Source organism: Streptomyces sp. NPDC053513 (assembly GCF_044544765.1).
GTDB lineage: Bacteria > Actinomycetota > Actinomycetes > Streptomycetales > Streptomycetaceae > Streptomyces > Streptomyces litmocidini.
On record NZ_JBITXP010000021.1, the window covers coordinates 125,870 to 136,747 of the forward strand.

11 protein-coding genes and 1 rRNA gene are annotated in these 10,878 nt (G+C 71.9%); 3 read left to right on the forward strand and 9 right to left on the reverse strand.

Features of this window, described 5'->3' with window-relative positions:
• Positions 1-67 precede the first annotated feature (67 nt).
• The 3 genes from ACIGW4_RS28960 to ACIGW4_RS28970 all read left to right on the forward strand — a co-directional run bounded on the left by ACIGW4_RS28960 (position 68) and on the right by ACIGW4_RS28970 (position 3,785).
• Positions 68-1,015, forward strand: a complete 948-nt coding sequence (locus ACIGW4_RS28960) for an HAD family phosphatase (protein ID WP_123459264.1) — start codon at positions 68-70, stop codon at positions 1,013-1,015.
• Positions 1,016-1,453: 438 nt separating this feature from the next.
• Positions 1,454-2,239, forward strand: a complete 786-nt coding sequence (locus tag ACIGW4_RS28965) for an ECF subfamily RNA polymerase sigma factor, BldN family (protein ID WP_123458977.1) — start codon at positions 1,454-1,456, stop codon at positions 2,237-2,239.
• A 298-nt stretch (positions 2,240-2,537) separates the two neighbouring features.
• Positions 2,538-3,785, forward strand: a complete 1,248-nt coding sequence (locus ACIGW4_RS28970; RefSeq protein ID WP_123458976.1) for a DUF5667 domain-containing protein — start codon at positions 2,538-2,540, stop codon at positions 3,783-3,785.
• Between the two features lie 55 nt (positions 3,786-3,840).
• Here ACIGW4_RS28970 and ACIGW4_RS28975 read toward each other — a convergent pair whose 3' ends face one another.
• The 9 genes from ACIGW4_RS28975 to rrf form a co-directional block, all read right to left on the reverse strand.
• Complete coding sequence (locus ACIGW4_RS28975; RefSeq protein ID WP_398712593.1) at positions 3,841-4,938, reverse strand: 1-acyl-sn-glycerol-3-phosphate acyltransferase; 1,098 nt, start codon at positions 4,936-4,938, stop codon at positions 3,841-3,843.
• A 15-nt stretch (positions 4,939-4,953) separates the two neighbouring features.
• Complete coding sequence (locus ACIGW4_RS28980) at positions 4,954-6,027, reverse strand: NAD-dependent epimerase/dehydratase family protein (RefSeq protein WP_123458974.1); 1,074 nt, start codon at positions 6,025-6,027, stop codon at positions 4,954-4,956.
• 137 nt (positions 6,028-6,164) lie between these two features.
• Entirely contained in the window at positions 6,165-6,263 is a 99-nt protein-coding gene (locus ACIGW4_RS28985; protein ID WP_003948845.1) for a 30S ribosomal protein bS22, read from the reverse strand.
• A 163-nt stretch (positions 6,264-6,426) separates the two neighbouring features.
• Positions 6,427-6,636: a helix-turn-helix domain-containing protein gene (locus ACIGW4_RS28990; protein ID WP_030223786.1), complete on the reverse strand. Its 210-nt coding sequence runs from the start codon at positions 6,634-6,636 to the stop codon at positions 6,427-6,429.
• Positions 6,637-6,763: 127 nt separating this feature from the next.
• A complete protein-coding gene (locus ACIGW4_RS28995; protein WP_123458973.1) occupies positions 6,764-7,579 on the reverse strand; it encodes a phosphatase in 816 nt (271 codons plus the stop codon).
• A 117-nt stretch (positions 7,580-7,696) separates the two neighbouring features.
• Positions 7,697-8,872, reverse strand: coding sequence for an acetoin utilization protein AcuC (locus tag ACIGW4_RS29000; RefSeq protein WP_123458972.1), 1,176 nt, complete (start codon positions 8,870-8,872; stop codon positions 7,697-7,699).
• A complete protein-coding gene (locus tag ACIGW4_RS29005; protein ID WP_123458971.1) occupies positions 8,841-10,040 on the reverse strand; it encodes an MFS transporter in 1,200 nt (399 codons plus the stop codon). Before ACIGW4_RS29005 ends, ACIGW4_RS29000 begins: the two co-directional genes overlap by 32 nt.
• A gap of 43 nt (positions 10,041-10,083) precedes the next feature.
• Positions 10,084-10,731 carry an HAD family hydrolase gene (locus tag ACIGW4_RS29010; RefSeq protein ID WP_398712598.1) on the reverse strand — a complete coding sequence of 216 codons (648 nt, stop codon included), beginning with the start codon at positions 10,729-10,731 and terminating at the stop codon, positions 10,084-10,086.
• A gap of 67 nt (positions 10,732-10,798) precedes the next feature.
• Positions 10,799-10,878: ribosomal RNA gene (gene rrf, locus ACIGW4_RS29015) — 5S ribosomal RNA — on the reverse strand; the annotation flags it as partial.

Genomic DNA, 10,878 nt, shown 5'->3' on the forward strand with positions numbered 1-10,878 from the left:
CCACTGTTCACACCCCGGCATCCTCACAAGTCGGGAAGTACCGAACAGACTGGCTATGCTCAACGACATGGCCGCTCTGGGATGGCTCACCCCCCGTAGGCGCTCCGCCACCGCGCGCAGCGTCCTGGCAGGCGAGGCCGCCGCCGAGGCGGCGCGCAAGTCCTCGCTCCAGCTGGAACTGGAGCGCGAGGAGGCCGCCGCCACCGAACCCGAGGCCGCCGAGCCCGAGTTCCCGGTCGTCGGCGACGTGCGCGCCGCGGCCTTCTTCGACCTCGACAACACCGTGATGCAGGGCGCCGCGCTCTTCCACTTCGGCCGCGGCCTGTACAAGCGGAAGTTCTTCCAGCGCCGCGAACTCGCGCGCTTCGCCTGGCAGCAGGCCTGGTTCCGGCTCGCCGGCGTCGAGGACCCCGAGCACATGCAGGACGCCCGCGACAGCGCCCTGTCCATCGTGAAGGGCCACCGCGTCTCCGAACTGATGTCGATCGGCGAGGAGATCTACGACGAGTACATGGCCGACCGCATCTGGCCCGGCACCCGCTCCCTCGCCCAGGCGCACCTGGACGCGGGCCAGAAGGTCTGGCTGGTGACGGCCGCCCCGGTCGAGACGGCCACGATCATCGCCCGCCGGCTCGGTCTGACCGGCGCGCTGGGCACGGTCGCCGAGTCGATCGACGGCGTCTACACGGGCAAGCTGGTCGGCGAGCCCCTGCACGGTCCGGCCAAGGCCGAGGCGGTACGGGCCCTCGCCGCCGCCGAGGGCCTCGACCTGAACCGCTGCGCCGCGTACAGCGACTCGCACAACGACATCCCGATGCTGTCGCTGGTGGGGCACCCGTACGCGATCAACCCGGACACCAAGCTCCGCAGGCACGCGAAGGACCGGGACTGGCGGCTGCGCGACTACCGGACCGGCCGGAAGGCCGCGAAGGTCGGCATCCCCGCCGCCGCGGGCCTGGGCGCGCTGGCCGGCGGCACCGCCGCCGCGGTCGCCCTGCACCGCCGCCGCCGCTGACGCTCCCCCGCGAGGTCACGCCCCGGCGCGCCGGGGCGATCTGCCGATACGTTTCGGCTGCGATCATCTGCGACAACCCCGGACCAGGGGCACTCACCCGTCCGTGGTCGAACAGCACCGCACAGGTCGACTCCCGGGCATTCCCGCCTCCTTACCCCGCAGCGGCCCCGTTCACTCACGCGCCCCGGACTTGAGCACAACGCATCTCCCGCGCAGTCACACTCGGAAGCAAACCGATCAACAAACGGTCACGAACTGCGACTTGATGCGACTACAAGCAGTAACAGATACGTCGGAACCGGTGATTTGAGCAACTGGGTGTAGCGCTGCCTGTACGAAGCGTTATTCTCCTCAGACGCACAAAGGACCCCTCGCGTCGCCACGACGGGTGAACGGTCCCGCACTGCACGTGATGGAAGCTCTGCCTCTGGGAGTCCCGTGTACCCACACGTCGGGGTTGACACCTCGGGCCTGGCTACGCTGCGCGCAACGGTCCTCGACCACTTGCGCGGCTTCGTCCCCACCGCGTACGCCGGCCCTGTCCCCGCCTTCGCCTTCGCCGCACCGGCACCCGCCGGACCTTGCTACGCCCTGGCCGACGGCGGCGCCGCCGTGGGCAGACGGGGTACGCGATCCACGACCTCGACCACCCACCGCCGCCCCACCGCGGACAGCGACAGCGCCCGCATGATGGACCTGGTCGAGCGCGCCCAGGCCGGTGAGGCCGAGGCCTTCGGCCGCCTCTACGACCAGTACAGCGACACGGTCTACCGCTACATCTACTACCGCGTCGGCGGGAAGGCGACGGCGGAGGACCTCACCAGCGAGACCTTCCTGCGCGCCCTGCGCCGGATCTCCACCTTCACCTGGCAGGGCCGCGACTTCGGCGCCTGGCTCGTCACCATCGCCCGGAACCTGGTCGCCGACCACTTCAAGTCCAGCCGGTTCCGCCTGGAAGTCACCACCGGCGAGATGCTCGACGCCAACGAGGTCGAGCGCAGCCCCGAGGACTCCGTCCTGGAGTCCCTGTCGAACGCCGCCCTGCTCGACGCGGTCCGCCGCCTCAACCCCCAGCAGCAGGAGTGCGTGACGCTCCGCTTCCTCCAGGGCCTCTCGGTCGCCGAGACCGCCCGGGTCATGGGCAAGAACGAGGGCGCGATCAAGACCCTCCAGTACCGGGCCGTCCGCACCCTGGCCCGCCTCCTCCCGGACGACGCCCGCTGACCGCTCCGCGCCCCCCACACGCACCCCCCTGCCCCGGTCCGCACCGCCGTGCCCGCACCTCCCCCCACATCCCCACGACCCCCGCCCAACTCACAGTCGGTGACGCCCCGATGACGCACTGGTCCGATCATCTTTCGCGCGTAACCCAAGTGCCGCGCCGCTCGTTGTGCGGGATGCAGACTCCCTGTGGTCACGCCCTGCCCACAGCCACTCACTCTTTCGTGTGGATGTGCTCAAGGTGTGCAACCTTCCGGACACCCCGGAGAGTCGACCGTCATGACGAGAGGAGGTGCCGCCAGTGATCGCGAACGTATCGGCGCACCGGCGGGCGAACGCCTTCGCCCAGGCCCTGGAGGACCGGGCGTCCGAGGACGCGGCGGCCGAGCAGCCCGAGGCCCCGGCGGAGCCGGCCGAACCCGCCGACCAGGGGCGGCTGTTGGCCTTGGCGAACGGCCTCGGCGAGCTGCCCAGACCGCAGCTCGACCCCGAGGTCAAGGTGGTGCAGCGAGCCCAGCTGGTCGCCGCCATGGAAGCGATGCTCCTGGAGGGGAGCGCCGCCGCGGGCCCTACGGTGCCGGAGCAGCGGACATCCACCGGCAAGGGCTCCCACCGGGCGTCGCCCCTGAGGAGACTGCGCCCCCGGTCCCGCTGGACCAAGGGCCTCGCCGCCGGCGGTCTCACGGTCGGTGTGGCGGCCGGCGCCTTCGGCGGAGTCGCCGCCGCCAGCTCCGACGCCCTCCCCGGTGACTCGCTCTACGGACTCAAGCGGGGCATGGAGGACATCAAGCTGGGCATGGCGGACGACGACGCGGACCGCGGCGGCATCTACCTCGACCAGGCCTCCACCCGCCTCAGCGAGGCCCGCCGGCTCATGGAGCGCGGCCGCGCCGGGGAGCTCGACCACGAGTCCCTCGCCGAGATCCGCCGCGTCCTGGGCGGCATGAAGCACGACGCCTCCGAGGGCCGCCGGCTCCTCCGCGAGGCGTACGAGCGGGACGGCGAGATCGCCCCGATGGCCCGGCTCAACTCCTTCGCCCAGGCCCACCGGGACACCTGGAACGGCCTCCGCGACCGGCTCCCCGTCCAGCTGGCGGACGTCGGCAGCGAGGTGACGGACGTCTTCGACGCCATAGACGAAGACGTCGAGCCGCTCCAGTCGGTGCTGCCCCGCACCCCCGAGAAGGGCGCGATCGGCTCCGAGGGACCGCGCAGCAGCCCCGCCGCCCCGAAGGGCACCCAGGGCACGGGCGGCCAGCGGCCGACGGCCGGCCAGGAGACGCCCCCACCGGGCAGCCACTCCGCCTCGCCCCGCCCCTCCGGGTCCACCGCGGGAGCCACCCCGAGCACGGGCAGCGGCTCCGGCTCGACCGAGGACGACGGCCTCCTCGGCGGCAGCGCCGGCGGACTGCTCAAGCCCTCCCCGGCGGGCACCCCGTCGGTCCCCGCGGAGGACCAGGTGGCCCCGGACGTGCCGGACGTGACCCTCCCGCCCCTCCTGCCGGGCCTCCTTCCGGGCCTCGGCATCGACAGCGAGGACACCCGCTAGCAGGAAGAAGGGGCGCCCCCCGGGACCGGGGGGCGCCCCTTCTTCCTGCGCCGGTTCAGAAGAAGACCGACCGCCGCTGCACCAGCAGCTTGTACAGCGTGTGCTGGATCTGCTCCCGCACCTGATCCGTCAGGTTGAACATCAGCATCGGGTCCTCCGCCGCCTCCGGCGCGTACGAGTCCGTCTCGATCGGCTCGCCGAACTGGATCGTCCACTTCGTCGGCAGGGGCAGCACCCCGAGCGGCCCCAGCCAGGGGAAGGTCGGGGTGAGCGGGAAGTACGGGAAACCGAGCACCCGCGCCAGGGTCCTGGCGTTCCCGAGCATGGGGTATATCTCCTCCGCCCCCACGATCGAGCAGGGCACGATCGGCACCCCGGCCCGCAGCGCCGTCGAGACGAAGCCGCCCCGCCCGAACCGCTGGAGCTTGTACCGCTCCCCGAAGGGCTTCCCGATCCCCTTGAAGCCCTCCGGCATCACCCCGACGATCTCGCCGGCGCGCAGCAGCCGCTCCGCGTCCTCCGCGCAGGCCAGCGTGTGCCCCGCCTTGCGGGCCAGCTCGTTGACAACGGGCAGGACGAAGACCAGGTCCGCCGCGAGCAGCCGCAGGTGCCGCCCGGCCGGGTGGTGGTCGTGGACGGCGACCTGCATCATCAGGCCGTCCAGCGGCAGCGTCCCCGAGTGGTTGGCGACGATCAGCGCCCCGCCCTTGGCCGGGATGTTCTCGACGCCCTTCACCTCCACCCGGAAGTACTTCTCGTACAGCGGGCGCAGCAGCGACATGAGGACCTGGTCGGTGAGTTCCTCGTCGTAGCCGAACTCGTCGACCTCGTACTCGCCGGTGACCCGCCGCCGCAGGAACGCGAGCCCGCTCGCGAGCCGCCGCTCCCAACCGCTCCCGCCGGCCGCGCCCCGCCCCGGCTCCGGACCCGCCGCGGTCTCCGGCCCGGCGGCACCGGGCGCGCCGGGGTTCCCGGAAGCAGCCCCAGAGGCTTCGGGGGCCGCCTCGGGCGCTCCCGGCTCCCCGGACTCCTCCGGGGCCTGCTGCGGCCCGGGCAGGGCCCGTACGGCCGCCGCCTCGCCCTCGGCCCGGACGGGCCTCCGACGGGCCCGTGAGCGGTCGTCGTCGAACGGAATGACCTTGGCGTCCGCCATCGCAGTCGGGTCTCCTCAGGCGCCGTGGTGAAGGGGGGAGGCTTCGGTGGGGCGAGCGGCCGACGGGGCCAGCCGCGCGGCGAGCCGGTCGACCGCCCCGGCTAGCAGTTCGGGCGGCAGCAGCCCCGGCCCCCGGCCCCGCGCGAAGTCGTCGAGCGCCTCCGCCGTCGAGTAGCGCGGCGAGAAGCCCAGGACCTCGCGCGTCTGGACCGTCGAGACGACCCGGCCGTGCGTGAGCAGCCGGATCTGCTCGGGCGCGAAGTCGGTGATCCCGACCGTGCGCAGCGCGGTGCCCACCCAGGTGACCGCGGGCAGCAGCACCGGCACCGTCGGCCGCCCGAGCCGCCGGGCGCACTGGGAGAGCAGCAGCACCCCGTCCCCGGCCACGTTGAACGTGCCGCTGTTCTGGGTCGCCCTGCGGGGCTCGTGCGCGCCCAGGCGCAGGACGTCGATCACGTCGTCCTCGTGGACGAACTGCAGCCGAGGGTCGTAGCCGAGGACGGTGGGCAGCACCGGCAGCGCCAGGTACTCGGCGAGCGGGGAGTCGATCCGGGGCCCGAGGATGTTCGCGAACCGCAGCACGCACACCGCCACGTCCGGCCGGCGCCGGGCGAAGCCCCGGACGTACCCCTCGACCTCGACGGCGTCCTTCGCGAAGCCGCCGCTCGGCAGGGACTTGGCGGCCGTCGTCTCGGTGAAGACGGCCGGGTCGCGGGGCGCGGAGCCGTAGACGCTCGTACTGGACTTGATCACGAGCCGCCGGATCCGCGGCGACTTCTGGCAGGCGCCGAGGAGCTGCATGGTGCCGATGACGTTGGTCTCCTTGACCGACGTCCGGCCGCCGCCGCCGAGCGCCGTGCCGGTGACGTCGAGGTGGACCACCGTGTCGACGTCGTGCTCGGCGAGGACCTTGGCGATCTCGGGCCGGCGGATGTCCGCCCGTACGAACTCGGCGGCGCCGAGCTGGTGCGCGGGGTCGACCGCGTCCACGGCGATCACCCGCTCCACTTCCGGGTCCCGCTGGATCCGCCGCACGAAGCGGCCGCCCAGATGCCGGGCGGCACCGGTGACGAGCACGACCCTGCCCAAGATCAGCGCCTTCCGTCCGTCTTCCGTTGGACGCCACCGTAGCGCGTGGAGATTTCCTGTGGATAAAAGCGTGGCCCTCCACCGAGGAACGGTGGAGGGCCACGCCTGACGCAAAACGCTGCGAAGCAGCTGTCGCCTTACTTCTTGTTGCGACGCTGAACGCGCGTGCGCTTGAGCAGCTTGCGGTGCTTCTTCTTAGCCATCCGCTTGCGCCGCTTCTTGATAACAGAGCCCACGACTACCCTCGCTCACTTCTCGGAACATCCCCGCCTCCCGGCGGGGATCGGTGCGGGGCGTCTGGGCCCACACGACCTACGTCGGCCTAGCCTACCGTCCCGAGCACCGCGCAAGTAATCCGAGGGCCGGACTCCGCTCACCCGCTGTTCGGCCGCGCGCTCGCTACGCGGTCCCCACCCCCACGAAGGACTCCCTCAGGTACTCGTGAACGGCCTGTTCCGGCACCCGGAAGGACCTGCCCACCCGGATCGCCGGCAGATGACCGCTGTGCACCAAGCGGTACACGGTCATCTTCGACACGCGCATCACCGAGGCGACTTCCGCCACGGTCAGAAACTTGACCTCGTTGAGAGGTCGATCGCCAGCAGCCATGACCCACCTGTACCTTCCGCCGCGACGCCCACCGGCTTCCCCTCCGGTGACTCTTAGTCGCCGAGCGCTCACTCTCCAGACTAGGGGCGGGTGGTACGAGTGGGGAAGAGGAGCTGCCATCGGCCGTTTACCGTGACAGACGCGCTCGATTGAGTACATAGCGCGTGAGCGGGAGGTACGAGGCGGAGCGCACGCCGTCATCGAGCGGAACGGCCACCGACACCTGCCCCTCGGCCTCTCCGACGAACAGCGCCGGATCATCCGTATCGGCGAGACCGATGGCCTCGATACCCAGCTGACCTGCCCCGCAGACCCATCCGTGGTCCCCCACCACGAGCTCCGGCAGCGGCCCGCCGCTCTCGGCCGCGCTCTCCAGAGCGGCCCTGACCGGCAGCGGCGAATGGGAATGCGCCCCCGGCACACGCCCGTCCACGGACGGCCCGGGTTCCCGTACCAGCGCGACCCCGCGTACGTAGTCGAGGAGGTACGTGCGTACGCCGAACCGGGTCGTTATGTCGACACATCTCCCCTGCGCCGGTGTGAGAACAAGACATCCCGCCGCCGACAAAGCGTCTGCGAGAGCGGCGTAGAAACCGAGCAGACGGTGCGGATGACCCGTCCCGAGGAGCACCGGAACCCGCCGCGCGGCCGCCACGCCCAGGCGCGCCGCGAAGGCGTCGAGCCCCCGCACCGTACGCTCCGGATCAATGACGTCCGGCCCCGCCCGGTGCAGCGGATCCCCCGACACCCCGCACTTGTCGGCCATCAGCCGCAGCAGACCGGCCTCGTCCCACTCCCGGTCGGGGTCGAGCCCGAGCAGCACCCGCGGATCGCGCGCGGCGAAGAGCCGATAGCTCCGCAGATTCTCCTCCCGCGAGGTCGCCACCGTGCCGGCCAACCCCGACGCCAACAGATGCGCCCGCAGCGCCCCGGTACTCCACACCCGTCCGATGCTGCCGGAACACCACCGGCCGGGGATCCAAACCTCCCGGACACCCCACAGTCGGCGTAACACCCAGGAGAACGTTCTGAATCGCCCGGGGAGAACCCTCCGGACCGCCTAGGCGAGCAGCCCCCGCAGCGGGAAGGCCGCCCGCCGCGTCGCCAGCACCGCCTGGTCGAGCCGGTCCGCCGGGTCGTACCCCTCGGACCAGTCCCGGAAGCCCACCGGCCACCGCCCGTCCGTCATCCGCAACGGCCCCGGCTGCCGGGTCCGCGCGTACGCCTCGTCCCGCCAGGACGCCGGGATCGCCGACTCCGGGTCCACCGGGGCGTGCGCCGCGATCCCCACCAGATGCGTCCACGACCGCGGTACGACGTCCACCACCGCGTACCCGCCGCCGCCCAGCGCCAGCCAGCGCCCCTCCGCGTGGTCGTGCGCCAGCTCGTGACAGGCCTCCTGCACGGCCCGCTGCGCGTCCAGCGACACCGCCAGGTGCGCCAGCGGATCCTCGAAGTGCGTGTCCGCCCCGTGCTGCGTCACGAGCACCTGCGGCCGGAAGTCCGCGAGCAGCTCCGGCACGACCGCGTGGAAGGCCCGCAGCCAGCCCGCGTCCCCCGTCCCGGCCGGCAGCGCCACGTTCACCGCCCCGCCCTCGCCGGCCCCCGCCGCGCCGGTCTCCTCCGGCCAGCCCGTCTGCGGGAACAGCGTCCGCGGGTGCTCGTGCAGCGAGACCGTCAGGACCCGCGGATCGTCCCAGAACGCCGCCTGCACCCCGTCCCCGTGGTGCACGTCCACGTCCACGTACGCGACCCGCTCGGCACCCAGTTCGAGCAGCCGGGCGATGGCCAGCGAGGCGTCGTTGTAGATGCAGAAGCCGGAGGCCGACCCCGGCATGGCGTGGTGCAGACCGCCCGCGAAGTTGACCGCGTGCGCGGCCTCCCCGCGCCAGACCGCCTCCGCCGCCCCCACCGACTGCCCGGCGATCAGCGCCGACACCTCGTGCATCCCGGCGAACGCCGGATCGTCGACCGTGCCGAGCCCGTACGCCTGGTCGGCGTGCCGCGGGTCCGCCGACGCCGCCCGCACCGCCGCCACGTAGTCCTCGCGGTGCACGAGCCGCAGCGTCGAGTCCCCGGCCGGCTTCGCCGCCACCACGTCCACCGCCCGGTCCAGCCCGTAGGCCCGCACCAGCGACATCGTCAGCGCGAGCCGCACCGGATCCATCGGATGCTCGGACCCGAAGTCGTACTGCGTGACAGCTTCATCCCACATCAACAGTGCGCGGCCGCTCATGCCCGCCACCGTATCGGGCCTCGCGCGAACCGAACGACGTGGCGTACACCACCGTCACCAGGACCAGCACCATCGGCACCGCCATGGCCCCCCGATAGCTCCACGCGTCCCCGAGCGCCCCCACCAGAGGGGACCCGACGAGGAAACCCACGTAGTTGAAGACGTTGAGCCGCGCGACCGCCGCGTCACTGGCCCCCGGGAACAACCGCCCCGCCGCCGCGAAGGTCTGCGGCACGATCACGCTCAGCCCGAGCCCGAGCACCGTGAACGCGGCGATCCCCACCCAGGCGCCCGGAGCCACGGCGACCAGCGCGAACCCCAGCCCCGCGAGCACCGCCCCCGCCCGGACCACCACGACGGCCCCGAACCGGCGCACCCCGAAGTCCCCGACGGCCCGCCCGAGCAGCGTCGTCACCATGTACGCGTTGTACGGCACGGTCGCCAGCTCCTCGGAACTGCCGAGCACGTCCTGGAGGTACTTGGCGCTCCAGTTGGAGACGGTCGAGTCCCCTATGTACGCGAAGGTCATCACGAGACAGAGCGGCAGCAGCACCTTGAAGACGACACCGCTCCCCTTCCCCTCGACCGCCCCGACCGGCACGGCCCCCTCACCGGCCGCGTACCACCGGCTGCCGACGAAGGCGACGGGCAGCAGCACGGCCACCACCGGCAGGTAGGACACGAACAGCGACAGGTGCCAGTGCGCCCCCACCCAGGCCAGCGAGGCCCCCGCGATCCCGCCGAGGCTGTACGCGGCGTGGAAGCCGAGCATGATGCTCCGGCCGTACGCCCGCTGGAGGCTCACCCCCAGCATGTTCATGGACGCGTCGAGCGCGCCGACCGCGATCCCGAAGAGGCCCAGCGCGACCGCCGCGTGCCAGAGCTCGGAGCCCAGCCCCACGGAGAGGAGGGCCAGCAGCACGAAGGGCTGCGCCCACCGGAGGACCACCGCGGGTCCCACCCGGGCGACGACCTTCTCGGTCGCCACGCTCGCCACCCCGGCCAGGATCGGCACCGCGGCCAGGAAGGCCGGCAGCAGCCCGTCCGAGATCCCGTACTGGTCCTGGATCGCCGGTATCCGGGTCACGAGCAGGGCGAAGGTGACCCCCTGCACGAAGAAACTGACCGCCAGGGATCCCCGCCCACGCCGCAACCGCGCATCTGTCATGGCGGCACAGCGTACGGCCGGAACCTACCGCTGGGTAGATGGATCACGACCCCAAAATCGCGGGAAGCTCGTCCATCCTCCCGAAGAAGCCCTTGGCCCCCGTGAGCTTCTCCCGGGGCGTCATCGCGGTGAACCCGTACACGTCCATCCCGGCGGCCAGGGCGGCCCGGACCCCGGGCCCGCTGTCCTCGACGACCACGCACCGCTCGGGAGCGACTCCCATCCGCTCGGCGGCGTGCAGGAACAGGTCGGGCCAGGGCTTGCCCCGGCCGACGTCCTCGGCACTGAAGATCGTCTCGTCCCGGAACCAGGCGTCGAGCCCGGTCTTCCGGTGACCGACCCGGATCCGCTCGTGACTCCCGGAGGAGGCCACACAGTACGGAACGCCGGCGGCGACCAGCCCCTTGAGCACGTCGGCGGCGCCGACCACGGCCTCCAACTCGGCCTGGAAAGCGGCGAAGACCCGCGCGTGGAACGTCTCGTCGAAGTCCGCCGGCAGCCGCTGCCCGCTCCGCTCCTCGACCAACTCGTGGATGCGGTGCATGGCGGACCCCATGTAGTCGCGCACCGATTCCTCGTACGTGGTGGGGTGCCCGAGCTCCGTCAGATAACCGGCCAGCAGCGTGTTGGAGATCGGCTCGCTGTCCACGAGCACACCGTCGTTGTCGAAGATGACCAGGTCGTATCGCATGGCCACAGCCTAGAACGCAAAAATGCCTCAACCCCCGGACACGGTCCGGGGGTTGAGGCTAAAAATTGTTCGGCGGCGTCCTACTCTCCCACAGGGTCCCCCCTGCAGTACCATCGGCGCTGAAAGGCTTAGCTTCCGGGTTCGGAA

Coding starts and splice junctions, on each gene's coding strand:
- ACIGW4_RS29000 (WP_123458972.1), bottom strand. CDS start 8,872: ATGAGCGGCCGCGCACTGTTGATGTGGGATGAAGCTGTCACGCAGTAC.
- ACIGW4_RS28960 (WP_123459264.1), top strand. CDS start 68: ATGGCCGCTCTGGGATGGCTCACCCCCCGTAGGCGCTCCGCCACCGCG.
- ACIGW4_RS29005 (WP_123458971.1), bottom strand. CDS start 10,040: ATGACAGATGCGCGGTTGCGGCGTGGGCGGGGATCCCTGGCGGTCAGT.
- ACIGW4_RS29010 (WP_398712598.1), bottom strand. CDS start 10,731: ATGCGATACGACCTGGTCATCTTCGACAACGACGGTGTGCTCGTGGAC.
- ACIGW4_RS28975 (WP_398712593.1), bottom strand. CDS start 4,938: ATGGCGGACGCCAAGGTCATTCCGTTCGACGACGACCGCTCACGGGCC.
- ACIGW4_RS28990 (WP_030223786.1), bottom strand. CDS start 6,636: ATGGCTGCTGGCGATCGACCTCTCAACGAGGTCAAGTTTCTGACCGTG.